Raw genomic sequence first — 18,937 nt, forward strand, 5'->3', positions numbered from 1 at the left:
CCCCGGCCGAGCCGTCAGCCGATCTGGATCGAGCGCTTCGCCAGGCCCATCCAGAACCCGTCGATCACCGTGCGCTGGCTGCCCAGCTCGTGCTCCGCCGCGCCGAGCGTGACGAACAGCGGGGCGAAGTGCTCGGTGCGCGGGTGGGCGAGCCGGCCGGCCGGAGCCTTCCGCTCGAAGTCGAGCAGCGCGTCGAGGTCCTGGTCCGCCAGGGCGCGCCGGCCCCAGTCGTCGAACTCGGCCATCACCGAGGTGACCTGCCCGTCGCGGCTGAGCGCCCGCAGGTTGTGGGTGAAGAAGCCGCTGCCGACGATCAGCACGCCCTCGTCGCGCAGCGGGGCGAGCCGGCGGCCGATCTCCAGCAGCCGCTGGGGGTCCAGGGTCGGCATGGAGACCTGGAGGACGGGGACGTCCGCCTCCGGGAACATCTCCACCAGCGGGACGTAGGCGCCGTGGTCGAGGCCGCGGTCGGGGATGTCCTGGACGGGCGTGCCGGGGGCGCGCAGCAGCTTGCGCACGCGCTCGGCGAGCTCCGGTGCGCCGGGGGCGGCGTACTGGACGCCGTAGTAGTGCTCGGGGAAGCCCCAGAAGTCGTAGACCAGCGGCACGGTGGTGACGGCGCCCAGCGCGAGCGGGGCCTCCTCCCAGTGCGCGGAGACCATCAGGATCGCCTTGGGGCGCGGCAGGTCGGCGGACCAGGCGGCCAGCTCCCCGGGCCAGACGGGGTCGTCGGCGAGCGGCGGCGCGCCGTGCGACAGGTAGAGGGCGGGCATGCGCTCGGGTGCGGCGGTGCTCATGGCGGCTCTTCTCCTCCGGCCCTCGGCTCTCGGCTGCGGTGGACCCTGGGTGGCGGACGGCGGTAGTTCAAATTTGAACAGTGACACTTAGACCGTACACCTTCGTTCGAATTTGAACAATAGGAGTACGATCACCCCATGCCCTCCACCTCGTCCGCACCCTCGGCGCCCCCCTCCGCCGCCTCCCCGCACGAGCCCCGCTGGCTCGACGAGGAGGAGCAGGCCGCCTGGCGGAGTTTCGTCACCGCGAGCAACCTTCTCAACCGCCGCCTGGAACGCCAGCTCAAGGAGGAATCGGGCCTCTCCCACACCCAGTACGAGATCCTCGTCCACCTCTCCGCCGCCCCGGGCGGCTCGCTGCGCATGACCGAGCTGGCGGACAGACTGGTCACCTCCAAGAGCGGGTTGACCTACCAGGTCACCCAGCTGGAGAAGATGGGCCTGGTCGGCCGCCGCTCCTGTCCCAGCGACGTGCGCGGCGTCTTCGCCGAACTCACCGAGCAGGGCGACGAGATGCTGCGCGAGGCGGCCCCCGGGCACGTCGCCCTGGTCCGCGAGCTGCTCATCGACGTGCTCACCCGGGAGCAGCTGGCCGTGCTCGCCGACGGCCTCGGCCAGGTCAGCGCCCGGCTGCGCCTCGACGACGCGCTCTGACTCCCCTCGGAACCCGCAGGACCCTCGAAGCCCGCAGAACCCTCGAACCCTCAGCCCTCGTCCGCCCGGGCTGCTGCCGCCTCGGCCGCCTCCGCCGCCCTGGCGAGCAGCAGTCCCCGCTCCCGGGCGTTGCGGGTGAGCCCCGCCGCCCGCTCGAACTCCGCCCGCGCCTCGGCGCCGCGCCCCAGCCGGGCCAGCAGGTCGCCCCGGACGCTGGGCAGCAGGTGGTACCCGCGCAGCGCGGGCTCCGCCGCCAGGGCGTCCACCACCTCCAGCGCCACCGTCGGCCCCTCGGCCATCGACAGCGCCACGGCCCGGTTCAGCTCCACCACCGGCGACGGCGTCAGCGCCATCAGCCGCCCGTAGAGCGCGGCGATGGTCGCCCAGTCGGTGTCCTCGTACCGCGCGGCCCGCGCGTGGCAGGCGGCGATCGCGGCCTGCACGGAGTACGGACCGGTGCCCGCCCGCCGCAGTGCGGCCAGTCCGCGCCGGATCAGCAGCCGGTCCCAGCGGGCGCGGTTCTGGTCGGCGAGCAGGACGGGTGCGCCGCCCGGCCCGGTGCGGGCGGCCGTCCGGGAGGCCTGGAACTCCAGTAGCGCCGCCAGCCCGTGCGCCTCCGGCTCGGCCGGCATCAGCGCCGCCAGCACCCGGGCCAGGCGCAGCGCTTCCTCGCAGAGCGCGGGCCGCAGCAGGTCGTCCCCGGCGGTCGCCGAGTAGCCCTCGTTGAAGACCAGGTAGACGACCTCCAGCACGGAGGAGAGCCGGGCCGCCCGCTCCTCCCCGTACGGGACCTCGAACGGTGTCCCGGCCTGCGCCAGCGTCCGCTTGGCGCGCACGATGCGCTGGGCCACCGTCGGCTCGCTGGAGAGGAAGGCCCGGGCGATCTCCGCCGTGGTCAGCCCGCCGAGCAGCCGCAGGGTGAGTGCGATCCGGGCCGGCGCCGACAGCACCGGGTGGCAGACGGTGAAGATCAGCCGCAGCAGGTCGTCGTCGATGTCGTCGGGGCCGGACGGCTCGGGCGGCGGCACGTCCTCCAGCGCCCGGCCGACCTCGGCGAGCTTGCGGGCGTACGTCTCCCGGCGGCGGACGAGGTCGATCGCGCGGTGCTTGGCGGTGGCCGTGAGCCAGGCGCCCGGACGGTCCGGGACGCCCGACTCGGGCCATTGCTCCAGGGCGGCGACCAGGGCGTCCTGCGCCAGCTCCTCGGCGATGCCGACGTCGCGCACGATGCGGGTGACGCCCGCGATGATCCGCGCGGACTCGATCCGGAACACGGTCTCGACGGTCCTGACCGTCTCCGCCGCCTCCGCGGTCCCCGTCGTTCCGGTCGTTCCCGTCGTCCGTGCGGCCCCCGCCGCTGCCGCGTTGCGCTCCGTCACGGTCACCCATCAGAGCAGCCGCCACCGACGGCGGCAAACCACCGCCCCGCCGCTCACGCCTCCGGCGGCGTGGCGGCCTCGTCGATCTGCCGCAGCTCGGCGCCGACGGTCCACTGCGGCGGGTGCGTCTCCAGGAAGCGCCGGGTCCACTCGACCGCCTCCGCCTTGTCCTTGCACTGGAGCAGCGCGTAGCCGCCCACGACCTCCTTGGTCTCGGTGAACGGGCCGTCGGTGAAGGCCACCTTGCCGCCCTCCCAGAGCAGCCGGGTGCCCTCCTTGGTGGGCAGCAGCCCGGCGGTGTCCAGCATCACCCCGGCCTTGGTGATCTCCTCGAACAGGGCCCCCATCCGCTCCTCGAACCCGGGGTCGGGCTGGAACTCGGAGGCCTGCTCCTCGTCGATGCGGATCAGCGTCATGAAGCGCGGCATGGCGGCTCACTCCTCGTCGGTGCGGGCGGGGCCTCTCCCCGCCGCTCACCCCTGCGTCGAACGGACGGCGGCCGTTTCGACAGCCGGTCCGAGAATTCTTTCGGCACTCCCCGGACCCGGCCACCGGAGCCGCGGCGGGAAGGCCGGGCCCGGGCCGTCACACGCCCCCCGGGGCCGTCACACCGTCCGGCCGTCACACCGTCCGGCCGTCACGCCATCCTGGCGGCGAGCCGCAGGACCCCCGCCCGGATCCGCTCCTCGCCCAGCTCCGGGAGCAGGGCGGCCACGTGTTCGGCCGCCAGTGCCGCCAGCAGGGCGTGCGCGTCGTGCTCGGGGTCCTCGGCGTGCCCGCCCGCGCCGAGCAGCAGCGCGACGTGCCGGTGCCAGAACCGGTAGGCGCCGATGCGGTAGCGCGAGCCCCGGCCGGCCGTCTCGGACATCCGGACCAGGTCGAGGTGTTCCAACAGGTAGTCCAGATAGGCGGCGGCGAACGCCGCCAGCCGCGCGCCGCTCGCCGCCCCGGCGCCCGGCTCGCCGGGCCCGAGCGGCGCCGGGCCGCGCAGGATCGCGTCCTGGAGCGCGCGTTCGCGGGCGTCCAGCAGGGCCGCGCCGAGCCCGGCCTTGTCGCCGAAGCGGCGGAACAGCGTGCCCTTGCCGACCCCGGCCGCAGCGGCCACCTGGTCCATCGAGACCGACTCCACCCCGTGCTCGGCGAACAGCCGCGCCGCGGCCTCCAGCACGGCGGCCCGGTTGCGGGCGGCGTCGGCGCGCTCGACGGGCGGCGGGGTGCGCAGCAGCTCCAGCGGGACGGGAGCGCCCGGCGCAGGGGAAGGCGTTGCATAAGCGGACTGCGGTCCGGTATTGTCCTGGGTCATAAGCGGACTATAGTCCGAATCAGCGCGTAGCCCAGGAGGCGCAGCATGACCGCACTCATCACCCGGGCCGAACTGGCCACCGCCATCGAGGCCGGTTCCGTCACCGTCGTCGACACCCTCGGCGGCGACTACTACGCCCAGCAGCACCTGCCCGGCGCGATCGAGCTCGTCCGGGCCGACGTCGACCGGCTCGCGCCCGAGCTGCTGCCGGACCGCGGCGCCGCCATCGTCACCTACTGCTCCAACGAGGCCTGCCCCAACAGCGGCCAGGTCGCCGACCGCCTGACCGCGCTCGGCTACACCGACGTCCGCAAGTACCGCGAGGGCATCCAGGACTGGTCCGCGGCGGGCCTGCCGGTCGAGAGCGCCTGAGCCGGGCGGCCCGCTCGCGGGGGGAGGAGCGACGAGGGAGGGGCGCAACGGGGGGAGCGCCCCTCCCGCGCCCTCGTCGCGGCCGGACCGCTACAGTCCCTGCCCCGCCCCGGCGTTCTTCACCGGCCGCAGCTCGGCCGCCGGCGGCTCCGCCTTGGCCCGCTTCACTGCCAGCGCGCGGGCCAGGTCGAACGCCGCCGCCGGGTCCTCCCGGTCGTTCCACGGTGCCGCGCCGCACCACGGCCCGATCGCCCGGAACTGCTCCAGCGCGACGTCGTAGGCCTCCACCTCGCCGGCGAAGTGCGCCAGCAGGTGCCGCAGTTGCGGCATCCGCTCGTCGTCCGGCCGGACCTGCCGCAGCTGGGCGGCGAGGTTCTCGACGCGCCACCTGGTCTTGTCCGCCGTGATCGTCCGGGCGATGCTGCCGCGGTCCTCCAGCTCGGCGAGGGCGTGAAGGTAGATCCCGCCCAGCGGGCTCCCGGGCGGGGCCGCGTCCATGGCCCGCTCGGCGAAGGCCAGCATCTGCTTGTTCGAGCCGAACCACTTCTCGCACCAGTACTGCATGGCCTGCCAGTGGCCGTCGTAGTGGTACCAGGCCCGCTTCACCAGCTCGTCCCAGGCCTCCTGGAACTGCTCCGGGCTGAACTGCGCCCCGCGCGCCGCGGTCACGACCACCACCCACGGGCCCGGGTTCGCCGGGTCCAGCAGGGCCGCCCGGCGGGCCGCCTCGATCGCGGCCGGCAGCAGCTCCCGGAACGCGTTGATCGCGTCGTCGCCGACCTCGTCCCGGTACCCGGAGCCGCGCACCTCCCAGGCGCGGTGCACCATCAGCTTCGCCTCCAGGGTGGCGGCGTCGCAGTTGCCGGGCTCCGCGGAGCGCCAGGCGCCCAGCCAGCCGTCGCCGTCGCCGGCGATCGCCGCCAGCAGCCCCAGCCGCGACCACCGCTCGTCCCAGTGGTCGCCGGCCTCGGCGACGTACTCGGCGGCCGGTCGCCAGTCCCCGGCCCAGGCCGCGTCGGCGATCGCCTGCGAGCGGCGCCGCTGCTCCAGCGGGACCGGCGGACCGGCCCGGGTCGGGTCGAGCCGCTCACGCGGGGGCATGCCGTACGCCGCCGGGTCGAAGCCCTCTTGGGCCCACTTCAGATGGCGCTTGCGGCGGACGATCCGGTAGACGATGTAGCCCACCACGAAGAGGAGGAAGATCAGCAGACGTATCACGACGGCGAATCATCCCTGCCGGGAGGCGGTGCGCGCAAAGTCGAAAACGGTTCGCCGAGCGGGGCCTTCCGTGGAAGCATCCGCTGGTATGGGGACGATTCTGCACGGCGCGCACGTCACTCTCCGCCCGGCCGCGGCCGAGGACATCCCGGCCCTGGTCGCCATCCGCCGTACCCCCGAGGTCCTCGCCCGGTGGCGCGGCGGTGACGACCTCACCGCGGCCGTCACCGGCGACCTCGCCGACTCCGGCACCGAGACCTTCGCCATCGAGGCGGCGGGCCGGGTGGTCGGCGCCGTCCAGTGGTACGCCAACGACGACGACGAGTACCGGCACGCCGGTCTGGACATCTACCTCGACCCTGCCCGGCACGGCCGGGGCTACGGAACCGACGCCGTCCGCACCCTGGCCCGCCACCTGGTCGACCACCACCGCTTCCACCGGCTGGTCATCGACCCGGCGGTCGACAACGCCCCGGCCATCCGCTGCTACGAGAAGGTCGGCTTCCGTCCCGTGGGCGTGATGCGGCAGTACGAGCGCGGGGCCGACGGCAGCTGGCACGACAACCTGCTGATGGACCTGCTCGCCGACGAACTCGCCTAAGAAGACTGATGAAGATCCTTCTCCAGCTGCCCGATTCACCCCGGATCGCCTGCTGTCAATCAGGTTGAAGCAGGGCAAGCCGGGCGCCGTTTCAGGATCTTCATCAGACTCCTGGCCGGAGGGGCGTCGGGACGGCCGCCCGGTGAGCCGGCTCAGTGTTCCGCGCGCAGCGGTTCGCCGGTGCGGTGGAGGTGGGCGAAGATCTCGCGGTAGGAGCGCAGCAGCCCGGTTTCGTGGTACGGGATGCCCTTCTCCGCGCAGAAGCGGCGGGTGATCCGGGCCGCGCGGGGGAGCGCGGGGGTGGGCATGCTGGGGAACAGGTGGTGCTCCACCTGGTAGTTGAGGCCGCCCATCAGCGTGTCGAGCACGGGGTTGCCCCGGACGTTGCGCGAGGTCAGCACCTGGCGGCGGAGGAAGTCCAGCCGCATCTCCGGCGTCACCATCAGCATGCCCTTGTGGTTCGGCGCGAAGACGAAGCCCAGGTAGACGCCGAGCAGGGCCTGGTGGACGGCGAGGAAGGCGACCGCCCGGCCGGCCGGCAGCGCGGCGAGGACGGCCCCGAAGTAGGCCGCGAAGTGCAGGACGAGCAGGGCGCCCTCCAGCCGGGGGCGCTTCAGGTACGGGCTGCGCAGTGCGCGGAAGCTGTTGTAGCTGAGGTTGAGGCCCTCCAGGAGGAGCAGCGGCACGAACAGGTACGCCAGCCGCCGGCCGATGAACCGGGGGACGCCGCGCGCCTGCCGGGCCTGCTGCTGCGACCACACCACGATGTCGGGGGCGACGTCCGGGTCCCGGCCCTCGTGGTTGGGGTTGGCGTGGTGGCGGGTGTGCTTGTTCATCCACCAGCCGTAGCTCATGCCCATCAGCAGGTTGGCGACGATCCGTCCGCCGATCTCGCTGCCGCGCCGCCCGCCGAAGACCTGGCGGTGCGCCAGATCGTGTGCGAGCAGGCCGAGTTGGCCGAAGACGACGGCCATCGCGGCGGCCAGTGCGAGCTGGAGCCGGCTGTCGCCCAGTGCGAACAGGGCGTACCAGCCGCCCGCGAACGCGGCCAGCGTGACGCCGAAGCGGACCGCGTAGTAGCCGTGGCGGCGCTCAAGCAGTCCCTCCTCGACCATCCGGCGGGTGAGCTGGGCGAAGTCGCTGCCGTCCGGGTCGCGGCGCGGTGGCGCGGCCGGGGCCGGTGCGGACGTGGGCTGTGGGCTCATGGCAGGAAGTCTGCTGGCCGGGCCGCCGCCCCGGAATCGGAGAAGCCCCCTTCCCGGTGGGGGAGTTAACCCCACCATTGGGAGGCGGGCCACCCCCAGGACCGCGGCACCCGCTCGGGTTCCGACTTGACCCGGGCGCCGTACTCCATCACTATTCCACTAATGAACTAGTGAAAGGGTGATGCAGGTGTGATCGAGTACCGCATCGAGCGGCGCAGCGGCATCTCCACCTACCAGCAGATCGTGCAGCAGACCAAGCAGGCGCTGCGGCTCGGTGTGCTCCAGCCCGGGGACAAACTGCCCACCGCGCGGGAGGTGGTCGAACAGACCGCGATCAACCCGAACACCGTGCTGAAGGCCTACCGCGAGCTGGAACGCGAGGGGCTGGTCGAGCCGCGGCCGGGCCTCGGCACCTTCGTCCGCCGCTCGCTCGCCCGACCCGAGGCGGCCGCCGACGGGCCGTTGCGGGCGGGGCTGGCGGGGTGGGTCGACGAGGCCCGCACGGCCGGGCTCGACCGTGAGGACATCGCCGCGCTGATGGCCGCCGTGCTGGACCAGCGCTTCGGGGCCGGTGCCCCGGCGGCGCCGCACACGTCAACCGGGCCGGCGGATCCGGCCGAACCGAACTAGGAAGGGTGGGGGGACCACATGACGGAAGCGACATCCGGACCGGACGCGACACCGGGGGAGGGGCTGCCGGCCGTCGAGGCCGTGGGACTGGGAAAGCGCTACCGCGGCGGCCGATGGGCGCTGCGCGACTGCCACTTCAGCGTCCCGGCCGGCCGGATCTGCGGCGTGGTCGGCGCGAACGGGGCGGGCAAGAGCACCCTGCTCACCCTGGCCGCCCGCCTGATCGGGCCGACCGAGGGCGAACTGCGGGTGTTCGGCGAGGTGTCGAGCACCCCGGAGTCCCGTGCCCGGGTCGCCTACGTCACCCAGGAGAAGCCGCTCTACCCCTCCTTCACGGTGGCGGACACCCTGCGCATCGGGCGTGAGCTCAACCCCCGGTGGGACGAGGAGGCTGCCCAACGGATCGTCGAAATGGGGGAGTTGCGGCCGGGCGCGCGGGTCGGCTCGCTCTCCGGCGGCCAGCGCACCCGGGTCGCGCTCGCGGTCGCCCTCGGCAAGTGCGCCGACCTGCTCCTGCTCGACGAGCCGATGGCCGACCTCGACCCGCTCGCCCGCCACGAGCTGATGGGCGCGCTGATGGCCGAGGCCGCCGAACGCGGCTCCACCATCCTGGTCTCCTCCCACATCCTGCCCGAACTCGACGGCGTCATCGACCACTTGCTGCTGGTCCAGGCGGGCCGGATCCGGCTGGCCGGTGACCTGGAGGAGATCCTCGACGGCCACCGGCTGCTCACCGGCGTCGCCGACGGGGCCGAACTGCCCGCCGGCACCGCCGTGGAGCGGCGGGTCCGCGGCCGCCAGGTCACCGCGCTGCTGCACACGGGGGAGCCGGTCGACGGGCCGTGGGAGTCGGCCCGGCCCAGCCTGGAGGAGTTGCTGCTGTCCTACCTCCGCACCCCGGTCCCGACACCCGCCACCGTCCCCGATCGCGAGGCCGCCGCATGAGCACCAGCACCCTGACCGGCCCGCCCGCCCCGGCGCCCGCGGACCGCGCGCCCGGAGGCCCCGTGACCGCCCGCCGCTCCCGCGGTCCGCGCGGCGTGCTCTGGCTTTCCTGGCGGCAGAGTCGCTTGTCCGTGTGGATGATGACCGTCTCCGCGATCCTCGCCGTAGTGCTTCTGATCGTCCTGCACTTCCTCATCCAGGACCGGACCGGGCTGTTGGAGCGGACCGGCTGCGACGGAGTGGACTGGACCTTGGAGTGCCGGGACCGGTACCGCCGGCTGGAGACGCTGACCTGGATCTTCGCGAACGGCCTGCAACCGGCCGTCGCCGCCGTCCCGGTGCTGCTCGGCGCGTTCCTCGGCGGTCCGCTGCTCGCCCAGGAGTACGAGCGCGGCACCCTGCGGCTGGTGCTGGCGCAGTCCGTCGGCCCGGCCCGCTGGCTGGCGGCCCGGCTCGCCGTCCCGGGCGCCGTCGTGCTGCTGCTGTCCAGCGTGCTGGCCGGGCTGACCAGCTGGGTGTGGTGGTCGGACATCCTGTACAGCCGGGCGGCCTTCGAGCCGCCGTTCCGGGGGTTCACCTACCCCGTGCTCGGCGTGGTCCCCGTCGCCTGGCCGCTGTTCGGCCTGGCGCTGGGCGTGCTGGTCGGCCAGCTGCTGCGGCGCACCGTCGCCGCCGTGCTGGCGAGCGGCGTGGCGATGGCCCTCGCCCACGCGGGGATGATCGCGCTGCGGCCGCACCTCTGGCCGGCGGTCGTCGAGGTGCAGTCCCGCCGGCCCAACCTGGGCGGCTTCTACCAGCCCACCAACGCCTGGCTGTTGGACCAGGGGGCGGTACTGGCGGACGGCACCAGGATGACGGACGCCGACTGCTCGAACGCCATCGAGGTCTGCAACGCGGCGCCGGCCTCCTGGGGGCGGTACCACCCGGTGTCGCACTTCATTCCGATCCAACTCGTCGAGGCCGGAATCCTGTTGGCGCTCACCGTCGTCATCGTGGCCGTCGTCTTCCGCCGGTTCACCCGGGCGGCCATCTGACCGGGCCGGGCCGGGCGGTCGCACGCCGTCCGATTCCGGTCTACTGCCCGCGCACCCGGCCGAGCAGACTGGGGCGGCGTCACGGCCGGAAGGCCTCCCCGTCCCGGAAGGAGCACGGCGCAGCATGACCGGAGCGACGACGGACCCCACGAAGGACAGCACGCCGGGCACCCCGCGGATCGCCGTGATCGGCGCCGGCCCCGCCGGCCTCACCCTGGCCAGGATCCTGCGGGTGCACGGCATCGCCGCCACCGTGTACGAGCGCGAGGCCGCCCGCGGCGTCCGGGGCCAGGGCGGCACCCTCGACCTGCACGCCGACACCGGCCGGCGCGCGATCCAGGAGGCGCGGCTGACCGAGGAGTTCCGGGCGAAGGCCAGGCCCGAGGGCGAGGACTTCCGGGTCGTCGACAAGCACGGCACCGCCCACGTCACCTTCGAGACCGGCCTCGCCCCGGGCACGGACGAGGAGGGCGGCGCGGACGGACGGGCCGGGAGCCCCGAGATCGACCGAGGCGACCTGCGCGACCTGCTCCTCGACTCGCTCGACCCGGCCGCCGTCCGCTGGGGCCACCGCCTGGAGCGCGCCGAACCGCTCGACGGCGGCAGGCACCGGCTGCACTTCGCCGGCGGCGCGGTCGAGACCTGCGACCTGCTCGTCGGAGCGGAGGGCGCCCACTCCCGCGTCCGCCCGCTGCTCACCGCCGCCGAGCCCCACTACACCGGCGTCAGCCTGGTCGAACTCGGCATCCCCGACGCCGACCGCACCGCCCCCGGGGCGGCGGCCGCCGTCGGCCACGGCAGCCTGTTCGCCTTCCACGACAACAAGGGCCTGGTCCTCCAGCGCAACAGCGACGGCCGGATCCGGGTCTACGCGTTCTTCCGCTGCCCCGAGGACTGGCTGACGGCGGCCGGCCTCTCCGAGCGGGAGCCGGAGCGCACCCGGGCCGCCGTGGCCCGCCACTTCGCGGACTGGGCGCCGGAGTTCCGCGCCGCCCTGGCCGCCTGCGACGACACGCTGCGCACCCAGCGGCTGGAGAAGCTGCCGGTCGGCCTGAGCTGGCCGCGCCGCCCGGGCGTGACGCTGGTCGGCGACGCGGCGCACCTGATGTCGCCGTTCGCCGGCCAGGGCGTCAACCTCGCGATGTGGGACGCCGCCGAACTCGCCCTCGCCGTGGCCCCGGTGCTGGCCGGGAGCGAGGGCCGTGCCGACCCGGACGCCCTGGACGCCGCCGTGGCCGGCTACGAGAAGGCGATGTTCGAGCGGGGCGCCTTCTGGGCCGGGATCGCCGCGTTCAACCACGACCGGATGCTCGCCCCCGACGGCCACGAGAACCTGCACCTCATGGGCGGCCCGCCGCCGGGCGGCTCGGGCGACGCCTGAGCCGCGCCCCGGTCGGTCCCCGGCCGCGGAGCCCGCGCCGCGCCCGTCAGTCCCCGGCGCAGCCGCAGGAGCGGCGGACCACCATCCGGGCCGGGAACGTCCGGGCCCCGGCGGCGGGCGCCGACCCCCCGTCGGCGCCCGCACCCAGCACCAGGTCGACGGCGGCCCGCGCCATCTCCGCCTGGGCGGTGGCCACGCTGGTCAGCGGCGGTCCGGCGATCACCGCCTCGGCGATGTCGTCGAACCCGGCCACCGCGAGGTCCTCCGGCACCCGGATGCCCAGGTCGTCGGCGGCCCGCAGCAGGCCGATCGCCTGGTCGTCGGTCGCGCAGAAGACGGCGGACGGCCGGTCGGCGCGCGCCAGCAGCGCGAGCGCCTCCCGGTGCGCCCGCACGCGGTCGAACGGCGCCGGGGTCAGCCGGCCCTCGGTGGTCAGGCCGGCCTCGGTGAGCGCGGCGGCCCAGCCGGCGGTGCGGACGGTCACCGGGTCGCTCGGGCTGAGCGCGAAGGTGCCGCCGAAGCAGTGCACCTCGGCGTGCCCGTGGCCGAGCAGGTGGCGGACGACCTCGCGGGCGCCGCCCTCGTCGTCCGCGACCACCGCGATCCCGCGCTCGGTCTCGGCGCGGTGGTGCAGCAGTACGACGGGCGTCCCGTCGGGGGCGTCCACACCGCTGACACCGGGGACGGACGGGTCCTGGGTCACCAGGATCAGGCCGTCCACCTGCATGCCGAGGAAGGCGCGGATGTAGTGGGCCTCGCGCTCGTCCGCGTAGTCGGAGTTGCCGATCAGCAGCAGCCGGCCGCGCTCGGCGGCGGCGCGCTCCACGGTGTGCGCGAGCTCGGCGAAGAAGGGCTGGCGGGCGTCCGGCACGACCATGCCGATGAGGTCGGTGCGCCGCCGGGCCATCGCCTGCGCGACCCGGTTCGGCCGGTACCCCAGTTGCTCGACGGCGGCGAGCACCCGGGCCCGCGTCGCGGCCGCCACCGGACGCGGCCCGTCGTTGATCACATAACTCACGACCGCAGTCGACGTCCCCGCCGCCCTCGCCACGTCGTCCCGCGTCACCCTTGCCATGCCCGCGAGCCTACACACCGCCACCGACGGCCCTCTCCGCCGTTTCACCGGCTGGACGGGCGGGGCGGTGGCGGTGCGATGGGGTGCCGAGGCGGAAGGGAAGGGCGGAACCGGCCGTCCGCTGCCGGCGCCGGTGCCGGTGTGCCGGCGTCAGTACGCGTGGTCGGCCGTCACGTCCGCCGACAGGCGCAGGGCGCGCTCGGCCGGTTCGCCGCGCAGCGCGAGCAGGGTCAGGGTGAGGGCGTCCAGCACCGTGAGGTGGGCGATCCGGCTCGCGGTGGTCTCCAGACCGAAGACGAGGTCCTGGCCGCCGGCGACCAGGGCGTGGGTGGCGGCGTCGACCAGCGGCGAGCGGGCGTAGCCGGTGAGGGCGATCACGGTGGCGCCGTTGTCGCGGGCGTGGCGGGCGGCGTCCACCACGGTGCGGGTGGCACCGGTGTGGCTGACGGCCAGGCACGCGGCGGTGGGCGGCAGCTGGGCGGCGGCCAGCCCGGCGGTGATGGGGTCGGCGGGGGCGTCGGCGCGCAGGCCCAGTGCGCGCAGCCGGTACGCGGCGTCCAGGACCACCGCACCGGACAGGCCCGCGCCGAGGACCAGCACGTGGTCGGCGGCGTCCAGCGCCTCGGCCGCCGCCCGCAGCCGGTCCGGGGACAGCGTGGTGGTGATCCCGTCGAGCGCCTCGCGGGCGGCGCGCACGGTGTCGGCGAGCGCCCGGGCGGCCGGGTCCCCGCTGTCGGCGGGGCCGGGCGCGGGGGCCGGGGCCTGCCGGACGGCGGCGATCTTGAGCTCCTGGTAGCCCCGGAAGCCGAGCCGCTGGCAGGCGCGGACCACCGAGGAGGGAGCCGTCCCGGCCAGTTCGGCGACATCGCTCACGCTGAGGCCGACCAGGTCGGCGCCCCGGGTGAGGACCACCTGGGCCACCCGGGCCTCGCTGCCGCGCAGGCCGCCGAGCCGGGCGCGGACGTGCGCGGCCAGCTGGGACTCCAGCGGGGAGAAATCGGAATGCTCTTCCATGGAATCAGTGTACCGTGGAACCCGATTCCGGGGCCGGTGTTCCGCCGGCCCCTCACCGCCCGCCGGAGGGGAGTCCCGCCATGCCCGCCGCCGTTCCCGCCACGGTCCCCGCGGCCGTCCTGGCCGCCGCCGTGCTGCACGCGGTCTGGAACGGGCTGGCGCACCGGATCCGGGACAAGCTGGTCGGCTTCACGCTGATCAACCTCTCGTACACCGCCTGCGCGCTGGTCCTGGTGCTGCTCAACCCGCTCCCGGCGGCCGCGGCCTGGCCGTACCTGATCACCTCGGTGGCGTTGCAGGTGACCTCCCAGCTGCTCCTCCTGCGCGCCTACCAGCTGGGGGACTTCGGGCAGATGTACCCGCTCGCGCGCGGGTCGGCGCCGCTGCTGGTGGCGGCCCTCTCGGTCACCGTGCTCGGCGACCGGCTCGGGGCCTGGGAACTGCTCGGAGTGGCCGTCATCTCCTGCGGACTGGCCGGACTGGCCTTCGCGCACGGCATCCCGGGCCGGGCCCAGCTGCCCGCGCTCGCTGCGGCCCTCGGAACCGGGGTGATGATCGCCGGGTACACCGTCGCGGACGGCGGCGGGGTGCGGCACGCGGGCACGGTCGGCGGCTACGTCGCCTGGCTGTTCCTGCTCCAGGGGCCGCTGCTGGCGCTGATCGCCTGGGCGCGCCGGGGGCGGAGCCTGCTGGCGGGGGCCGGCCCGGCGGTCCCGTTCGGGCTGCTCGGCGGGGTGCTCTCACTGGCCGCCTACGGGCTGGTGGTCTGGGCGCAGTCCCGGGGCAACCTCGCGACCATCGCCGCCCTGCGCGAGACCAGTATCGTGATCGCCGCGCTGATCGCCACCCTGGTCTTCCGCGAGCGCCTGGGACGGCTGCGGATGGCGGCGAGTGCGGCCGTGCTCGCGGGGATAGCCGTCCTGGAGCTGGCCCACCCCTGAGGCCCGGCTCCAGGACGACCGCGCCGGCTTCAGGGGACGATGACCGTCAGCGAGCTGCGGGTCACCGTGAAACCCAGTTCCTCGTACAGCCGTCGGGCCGGGTTGCCCTCGGTAACCGCCAGTCCGATCCCGGGCGCGCCCGTGCGGGCGACGTCCGCGATGGCGCGGCGCAGCAGGTCGCGACCGAGCCCGGGGTAGCCGAGCGCGGGGTCGCGGAACACGTGGGCGATCCAGGGCAGGCCGTCCCAGTCGGTCAGGACGGCTCCGGCCACCACCCGGTCGGCGTCGTTCACGACCAGGGCGCTGGACGGCAGCAGCGGTCCTATGACCTGCCCGGCGAGCAGTTCGGCGAGCCGCTGGACCGGGGCCTCCTCGCCCTCGCCCTCCTCCGGGCGGTGGTCGGGGTGGCCGGGGCCGAAGGCGGCCAGCGAGCCGGCGACCAGGTCCCCGGCCGCGCGGTCGCACGGAACGGCGCGGAACCCGTCCCGCAGCGGGGTCCGCGCCCAGGCCTCCCAGCCCCCGGCGGGCGGTGCGTCGGCGAGTTCGCGGTGCATGGTGTGGCCGTGGCGCAGCACCGCGGCCCCCTGCCGCACCAGCTCCAGGCCGAGCTCTACCGGTCCGGAGAGCACCCAGCCCGCCATCTCCGCCCGCACGTACGCGACCTGGGCGGCCACATCGGCGCGCGGGTCGACCACCTCCAGCAGATCCGCCCAGGGACGCCCCTCCCGCTCCCCGAGTCCGTACCGCACGAGCGCCACGCCGTCGGCCCCGTAGCCGTACTGCCAGTCAGGTTCCTTCTGAGCCACGCCGCTTGTCCGATCATCGCGCGTCGGCGCGCCCCCTCGGCGCGCCCTGTCCCCGGCCATGCTCGGTGAACGATCCGTTCGGATCAACCGGTTCGGCCCGGTCGGCGCGTTCCACCTCGCCACGCCCTCGCCGCCGGGCTCCGCCCACCCGCCCCGAGCGAGTCGTTGTCGGTACCGGGGCCTACCGTGTCCGGGTATGAGCGTCCCCGAGGTCATCCCGATCGCGTACGAGCCCGGCTACCGCACCGACACCATCGGCCGGTTCCGGGGCGGCCAGTTCTTCGCCTCCGTCACCTACGCCGCGCCCGGGGGGATGGCGGCGGCCCCGGAGAGCCACTGCTGCTTCGCCGTGCTGCACCGCTTCGACGAGGCGGGCCGCCACCTCGACTCCCGGATCGAAGCGGTGCCCGGCGGGCTTCCCGGGGCCGCCCGAGCCGCCGACGACCGGCTGCGGGAGTGGCTGGACGCCCTGCCGGAGCGGGAGTTCGGGGACATCGCGATCGCACCCTTCGCCGTGCACGTCGACGACTGCCTCTTCGGCCTGGTCGTCGAGCGGCACGGCGAGGACGCGGCCGAGGACGACTGGGCCGAGCTCTACCCCGACAACCTCGGCTTCCACGCCCCGTGGGACGGCGAGTACGACACCTGAGCCCGCCCGCCGCCCCGGGCCGTCGCCCCCCGGGCCCCTCAGTCCGCGATCACGGCCGCCCGGACGCAGAGGACGTCCGGAAGGTGGGAGACCAGCAACGCCCAGTGCTCGCCCTCGTCGTGGCTCGCGTAGACGTCGCCGGTCCGGTTGCCGAAGTAGATGCCGGCTGGCTCGACGTCGTCGGTGCGCAGCGCGTCGCGCAGCACGATGCCGTAGTGGTCCTCGCCCGGCAGGCCCTCGGCCAGCGCCTGCCAGCTGTCACCGGCGTCGTTCGTGCGGAACACCCGGCAGCGCCGGCCGGGCGGAATCCGGTCGTCGGCCCCGCCGAGCGGGAACACGTACGCGGTGTCGGCGCGCCGGGGGTGGGCGGCGATCGCGAAGCCGAAGTCGGCGGGCAGCCCGTCGGCGATCGAACGCCAGCTCGCGCCGGCGTCGTCGCTGCGGTACACGCCACCGTGGTTCTGCAGGTAGAGCCGGTCCGGGTTGACGGCGTCCCGGGCGATCTTGTGCACGCACTGGCCGAACTCGGGGTACTGGCTCTCCTCCGGGAAGAACTCGGCCCGCAGACCGCTGTTGGAGGGTTCCCAGCTGCCGCCGCCGTCCTTGCTGCGGTAGACGCCGCCGCTGGAGACGGCGATCAGCAGCCGCTCCGGGTCGCGCGGGTCGGGGAGGACCGTGTGCAGGCCCTGGCCGCCGTAGCCGGCGCCCCACTCGCCGCGCTGCGGGTGGTTCCAGAGCGGCTCGACCAGGGTGAAGCTCTCGCCGCCGTCCTCGGAGCGGAACAGCGCGGCCGGTTCGGTGCCCGCGTACACGACGCCGGGGGCCTCGGGGCCGGCCGGCTGGAGCTGCCAGACCCGGGTGAGCGAGGCGCCGGTGTGCTCGGGGAAGCGGATCGCCGGGGTGGTCGGCTCGACCCAGGTGGCGCCGAGGTCGTCCGAGTGCCAGACCGACGGCCCCCAGTGGCTGCTGTCGGCGCCCACCAGCAGCCGGACGCCGCCGTCGTGCCGGGGCCCGCCGTCCGCGTGGTCCCTGCGGTCGATCGCGACGGAGTAGATCGCGTTCATCCGGAAGTGCGGCCCGCTGAACTCCCAGTTCAACCGGTCGCGGCTGCGTCCGAGGAAGAGGCCCTTCTCGGTTCCGACGGCCAACAGCACTTCGCTCATTGCACACACCACCTGCTCGGCGAAAACGGCCCCGCCCGGACACCCCTCCTCGGGCCAGTGTCCCGCCGACGGACCCCCGCCACATCTCGCCGCGCCGGGCACCGGGCGGCCCGTCGGAAACCGGTGGGCGGCCCGTCGGCACGGGCGGCGGTCAGCCCCGGCAGCCCTCCAGCAGCCGCAGCCACACCTCGCTGATCGTCGGGTAGGCGGGCACCGCGTGCCAGAGCCGGTCGATCGGCACCTCGCCGACCACCGCGACGGTCGCCGAGTGCAGGAGTTCGGAGACGCCGGGCCCGACGAACGACGCGCCGACCAGCACCTCCCGGTCCAGGTCGAAGACCACCCGGGCCCGGCCCTTGTAGTCGTCGCCGTAGAGCGAGGCGCCGGCCACCGCGCCGAGGTCGTGGTCGACGGCCTTGACCCGCAGGCCGGCCCGCTCGGCGGCGTCCAGGGTCAGGCCGACGGCGGCGACCTCCGGGTGCGTGAACACGACCTGGGGCGCGCCCGCGCTGTCGGCGGACGCGGCGTGCGCGCCCCAGCGCGCGCTGTCCAGCGGGCGCCCCTTGGCGCGCGCGACGATGGCCGCGCCGGTGATCCGTGCCTGGTACTTGCCCTGGTGGGTGAGCAGCGCCCGGTGGTTGACGTCCCCGGCCGCGTACAGCCAGTCGCCCTCGACCCCGAGCACGGTGCAGCTGTCGTCCACGTCGAGCCAGCCGCCGGGGTGCAGACCGACCTGCTCCAGGCCGACGTCCGCGGTGCGCGGGGCGCGCCCGGTCGCGTACAGCACCTCGTCGACGGTCAGCCGCTCACCGTCGCCCAGCACCAGCGTGACGTCGGAGGGCCCGCCGTCCGCGCCCGCCGCCGCGCCCGCCGCCGTGTCCGGCGCCCCGCCCGCCGCCCGCCGCTCCAGCGAGGCGACCTCGGTCCCGAACCGGACGTCCACCCCCGCCGCCCGCAGGCCGTCCGCGACCAGCTCACCGGCGAACGGCTCCATCCGGGGCAGCAGCCCGCCGCCGCGCACCAGCAGCACCACCTGCGAGCCGAGCGCCCGCCAGGCGGTGGCCAGCTCCACCCCGACCACGCCGCCGCCGACCACCGCCAGCCGGCGGGGGACGGCGGGCGAGCCGGTCGCCTCCCGGTTGGTCCACGGCCGTGCCTCGGCCAGTCCGGGGACGCCCTGCGGCAGCACCGGCCGGCTGCCGGTGCAGATCGCCACCGCGTGCCGGGCCACCAGCAGCCGCTCGCGGCCGTCCTCCGACTCGACCGTCACCTGCCGCTCGCCGGCCAGCCGGCCGTGGCCGCGGACCAGCTCGATGCCGGTGTCGCGCAGCCACTGCACCTGGCCGTCGTCCTTCCAGTGCGAGGTGAAGGAGTCGCGCCGGGCGAGCACCGCGGCCGGGTCCAGGGCGCCGTCGCCGACCGCCTCCCGGGAGCCGGCCACCGCGCGGGCGTCGGCCAGCGCGGCCACCGGGCGCAGCAGCGCCTTGCTCGGCATGCAGGCCCAGTACGAGCACTCGCCGCCGACCAGCTCGCTCTCCACGATCACGGTGCGCAGGCCGGCGGCGGCCGTCCGGTCGGCCACGTTCTCGCCGGTCGGTCCGGCGCCGACCACGATGACGTCGTACTCCTCGGGGGCGGTGGACTGGGGCGTGGTCATCCGTCTTCCTCCGTGCTCTCGCGGGTGTGCCGTGGTGCCGTGCCCATCCTGCGCCGCCCCGCCCGCCGGGCGCAGCCGAACACGCGGGCGAAGCGCCGGTCCGCGCGACCGCC

Annotated in this window: 20 protein-coding genes; 9 read left to right on the plus strand and 11 right to left on the minus strand. The window is 75.0% G+C overall.

What is annotated here, in order from left to right:
* Window positions 1-14 precede the first annotated feature (14 nt).
* Entirely contained in the window at window positions 15-797 is a 783-nt protein-coding gene (locus ACFU74_RS06140) for a dioxygenase (protein ID WP_380752504.1), read from the minus strand.
* 138 nt (window positions 798-935) lie between these two features.
* On the opposite strand from ACFU74_RS06140, the gene ACFU74_RS06145 reads away from it, so the two are divergent.
* Window positions 936-1,451 carry a MarR family winged helix-turn-helix transcriptional regulator gene (locus tag ACFU74_RS06145; protein ID WP_380752507.1) on the plus strand — a complete coding sequence of 172 codons (516 nt, stop codon included), beginning with the start codon at window positions 936-938 and terminating at the stop codon, window positions 1,449-1,451.
* A gap of 50 nt (window positions 1,452-1,501) precedes the next feature.
* On the opposite strand, the gene ACFU74_RS06150 is transcribed toward ACFU74_RS06145, so the two are convergent.
* From ACFU74_RS06150 to ACFU74_RS06160, 3 genes are all read right to left on the minus strand, one after another.
* On the minus strand, window positions 1,502-2,725 hold the full coding sequence (locus ACFU74_RS06150; RefSeq protein WP_380752656.1) for an RNA polymerase sigma factor: 1,224 nt from the start codon (window positions 2,723-2,725) through the stop codon (window positions 1,502-1,504).
* Window positions 2,726-2,883: 158 nt separating this feature from the next.
* Window positions 2,884-3,258, minus strand: a complete 375-nt coding sequence (locus ACFU74_RS06155; protein WP_380752510.1) for a YciI family protein — start codon at window positions 3,256-3,258, stop codon at window positions 2,884-2,886.
* 209 nt (window positions 3,259-3,467) lie between these two features.
* Window positions 3,468-4,133 (minus strand): TetR/AcrR family transcriptional regulator, encoded by a 666-nt coding sequence (locus tag ACFU74_RS06160; RefSeq protein ID WP_380752513.1) that lies wholly within the window; start codon window positions 4,131-4,133, stop codon window positions 3,468-3,470.
* A 45-nt stretch (window positions 4,134-4,178) separates the two neighbouring features.
* Here ACFU74_RS06160 and ACFU74_RS06165 point away from each other — a divergent pair, with 45 nt between their 5' ends.
* The gene (locus tag ACFU74_RS06165; RefSeq protein ID WP_380752516.1) at window positions 4,179-4,505 is read left to right on the plus strand and encodes a rhodanese-like domain-containing protein; all 327 of its coding nucleotides are present in this window, start codon (window positions 4,179-4,181) and stop codon (window positions 4,503-4,505) included.
* Window positions 4,506-4,595: 90 nt separating this feature from the next.
* On the opposite strand, the gene ACFU74_RS06170 is transcribed toward ACFU74_RS06165, so the two are convergent.
* Window positions 4,596-5,723, minus strand: a complete 1,128-nt coding sequence (locus tag ACFU74_RS06170) for a hypothetical protein (RefSeq protein ID WP_380752519.1) — start codon at window positions 5,721-5,723, stop codon at window positions 4,596-4,598.
* 88 nt (window positions 5,724-5,811) lie between these two features.
* Here ACFU74_RS06170 and ACFU74_RS06175 point away from each other — a divergent pair, with 88 nt between their 5' ends.
* Window positions 5,812-6,324 carry a GNAT family N-acetyltransferase gene (locus ACFU74_RS06175; RefSeq protein WP_380752522.1) on the plus strand — a complete coding sequence of 171 codons (513 nt, stop codon included), beginning with the start codon at window positions 5,812-5,814 and terminating at the stop codon, window positions 6,322-6,324.
* Between the two features lie 152 nt (window positions 6,325-6,476).
* Here ACFU74_RS06175 and ACFU74_RS06180 read toward each other — a convergent pair whose 3' ends face one another.
* Complete coding sequence (locus ACFU74_RS06180) at window positions 6,477-7,529, minus strand: fatty acid desaturase family protein (RefSeq protein ID WP_380752525.1); 1,053 nt, start codon at window positions 7,527-7,529, stop codon at window positions 6,477-6,479.
* A gap of 189 nt (window positions 7,530-7,718) precedes the next feature.
* Between ACFU74_RS06180 and ACFU74_RS06185 the strand changes: the two genes are divergently transcribed.
* The 4 genes from ACFU74_RS06185 to ACFU74_RS06200 all read left to right on the plus strand — a co-directional run bounded on the left by ACFU74_RS06185 (window position 7,719) and on the right by ACFU74_RS06200 (window position 11,519).
* Window positions 7,719-8,159 carry a GntR family transcriptional regulator gene (locus ACFU74_RS06185; RefSeq protein ID WP_380752528.1) on the plus strand — a complete coding sequence of 147 codons (441 nt, stop codon included), beginning with the start codon at window positions 7,719-7,721 and terminating at the stop codon, window positions 8,157-8,159.
* 18 nt (window positions 8,160-8,177) lie between these two features.
* Window positions 8,178-9,104, plus strand: a complete 927-nt coding sequence (locus ACFU74_RS06190) for an ABC transporter ATP-binding protein (protein ID WP_380752531.1) — start codon at window positions 8,178-8,180, stop codon at window positions 9,102-9,104.
* Window positions 9,101-10,138 carry an ABC transporter permease subunit gene (locus ACFU74_RS06195; protein WP_380752534.1) on the plus strand — a complete coding sequence of 346 codons (1,038 nt, stop codon included), beginning with the start codon at window positions 9,101-9,103 and terminating at the stop codon, window positions 10,136-10,138. The genes ACFU74_RS06190 and ACFU74_RS06195 overlap by 4 nt, the downstream gene beginning before the upstream one ends.
* A gap of 124 nt (window positions 10,139-10,262) precedes the next feature.
* The gene (locus ACFU74_RS06200; protein ID WP_380752537.1) at window positions 10,263-11,519 is read left to right on the plus strand and encodes an FAD-dependent oxidoreductase; all 1,257 of its coding nucleotides are present in this window, start codon (window positions 10,263-10,265) and stop codon (window positions 11,517-11,519) included.
* Window positions 11,520-11,565: 46 nt separating this feature from the next.
* Here the strand turns inward: ACFU74_RS06200 and ACFU74_RS06205 are convergent, their stop codons facing one another.
* Both ACFU74_RS06205 and ACFU74_RS06210 read right to left on the minus strand, forming a co-directional pair.
* Window positions 11,566-12,594 carry a LacI family DNA-binding transcriptional regulator gene (locus ACFU74_RS06205; protein ID WP_380752540.1) on the minus strand — a complete coding sequence of 343 codons (1,029 nt, stop codon included), beginning with the start codon at window positions 12,592-12,594 and terminating at the stop codon, window positions 11,566-11,568.
* A gap of 150 nt (window positions 12,595-12,744) precedes the next feature.
* Window positions 12,745-13,608 carry a MurR/RpiR family transcriptional regulator gene (locus tag ACFU74_RS06210; RefSeq protein WP_380752542.1) on the minus strand — a complete coding sequence of 288 codons (864 nt, stop codon included), beginning with the start codon at window positions 13,606-13,608 and terminating at the stop codon, window positions 12,745-12,747.
* An 80-nt stretch (window positions 13,609-13,688) separates the two neighbouring features.
* On the opposite strand from ACFU74_RS06210, the gene ACFU74_RS06215 reads away from it, so the two are divergent.
* Window positions 13,689-14,549, plus strand: a complete 861-nt coding sequence (locus ACFU74_RS06215) for an EamA family transporter (RefSeq protein WP_380752545.1) — start codon at window positions 13,689-13,691, stop codon at window positions 14,547-14,549.
* Between the two features lie 29 nt (window positions 14,550-14,578).
* On the opposite strand, the gene ACFU74_RS06220 is transcribed toward ACFU74_RS06215, so the two are convergent.
* Window positions 14,579-15,355, minus strand: coding sequence for a GNAT family N-acetyltransferase (locus tag ACFU74_RS06220; protein WP_380752548.1), 777 nt, complete (start codon window positions 15,353-15,355; stop codon window positions 14,579-14,581).
* A gap of 196 nt (window positions 15,356-15,551) precedes the next feature.
* Here ACFU74_RS06220 and ACFU74_RS06225 point away from each other — a divergent pair, with 196 nt between their 5' ends.
* Complete coding sequence (locus ACFU74_RS06225) at window positions 15,552-16,004, plus strand: hypothetical protein (protein ID WP_380752551.1); 453 nt, start codon at window positions 15,552-15,554, stop codon at window positions 16,002-16,004.
* A 38-nt stretch (window positions 16,005-16,042) separates the two neighbouring features.
* Here ACFU74_RS06225 and ACFU74_RS06230 read toward each other — a convergent pair whose 3' ends face one another.
* Window positions 16,043-17,167: a WD40/YVTN/BNR-like repeat-containing protein gene (locus ACFU74_RS06230; RefSeq protein ID WP_380752554.1), complete on the minus strand. Its 1,125-nt coding sequence runs from the start codon at window positions 17,165-17,167 to the stop codon at window positions 16,043-16,045.
* A gap of 151 nt (window positions 17,168-17,318) precedes the next feature.
* Entirely contained in the window at window positions 17,319-18,824 is a 1,506-nt protein-coding gene (locus ACFU74_RS06235; RefSeq protein ID WP_380752557.1) for a dihydrolipoyl dehydrogenase family protein, read from the minus strand.
* Between the last annotated feature and the right edge of the window lie 113 nt (window positions 18,825-18,937).

It is taken from the genome of Kitasatospora sp. NPDC057500, from assembly GCF_042802195.1.
Lineage (GTDB): Bacteria > Actinomycetota > Actinomycetes > Streptomycetales > Streptomycetaceae > Kitasatospora.

Coding starts and splice junctions, on each gene's coding strand:
- ACFU74_RS06230 (WP_380752554.1), bottom strand. CDS start 17,167: ATGAGCGAAGTGCTGTTGGCCGTCGGAACCGAGAAGGGCCTCTTCCTC.
- ACFU74_RS06235 (WP_380752557.1), bottom strand. CDS start 18,824: ATGACCACGCCCCAGTCCACCGCCCCCGAGGAGTACGACGTCATCGTG.
- ACFU74_RS06165 (WP_380752516.1), top strand. CDS start 4,179: ATGACCGCACTCATCACCCGGGCCGAACTGGCCACCGCCATCGAGGCC.
- ACFU74_RS06190 (WP_380752531.1), top strand. CDS start 8,178: ATGACGGAAGCGACATCCGGACCGGACGCGACACCGGGGGAGGGGCTG.
- ACFU74_RS06155 (WP_380752510.1), bottom strand. CDS start 3,258: ATGCCGCGCTTCATGACGCTGATCCGCATCGACGAGGAGCAGGCCTCC.
- ACFU74_RS06175 (WP_380752522.1), top strand. CDS start 5,812: ATGGGGACGATTCTGCACGGCGCGCACGTCACTCTCCGCCCGGCCGCG.
- ACFU74_RS06225 (WP_380752551.1), top strand. CDS start 15,552: ATGAGCGTCCCCGAGGTCATCCCGATCGCGTACGAGCCCGGCTACCGC.
- ACFU74_RS06145 (WP_380752507.1), top strand. CDS start 936: ATGCCCTCCACCTCGTCCGCACCCTCGGCGCCCCCCTCCGCCGCCTCC.
- ACFU74_RS06200 (WP_380752537.1), top strand. CDS start 10,263: ATGACCGGAGCGACGACGGACCCCACGAAGGACAGCACGCCGGGCACC.
- ACFU74_RS06160 (WP_380752513.1), bottom strand. CDS start 4,133: ATGACCCAGGACAATACCGGACCGCAGTCCGCTTATGCAACGCCTTCC.
- ACFU74_RS06180 (WP_380752525.1), bottom strand. CDS start 7,529: ATGAGCCCACAGCCCACGTCCGCACCGGCCCCGGCCGCGCCACCGCGC.
- ACFU74_RS06215 (WP_380752545.1), top strand. CDS start 13,689: ATGCCCGCCGCCGTTCCCGCCACGGTCCCCGCGGCCGTCCTGGCCGCC.
- ACFU74_RS06195 (WP_380752534.1), top strand. CDS start 9,101: ATGAGCACCAGCACCCTGACCGGCCCGCCCGCCCCGGCGCCCGCGGAC.
- ACFU74_RS06140 (WP_380752504.1), bottom strand. CDS start 797: ATGAGCACCGCCGCACCCGAGCGCATGCCCGCCCTCTACCTGTCGCAC.
- ACFU74_RS06210 (WP_380752542.1), bottom strand. CDS start 13,608: ATGGAAGAGCATTCCGATTTCTCCCCGCTGGAGTCCCAGCTGGCCGCG.
- ACFU74_RS06205 (WP_380752540.1), bottom strand. CDS start 12,594: ATGGCAAGGGTGACGCGGGACGACGTGGCGAGGGCGGCGGGGACGTCG.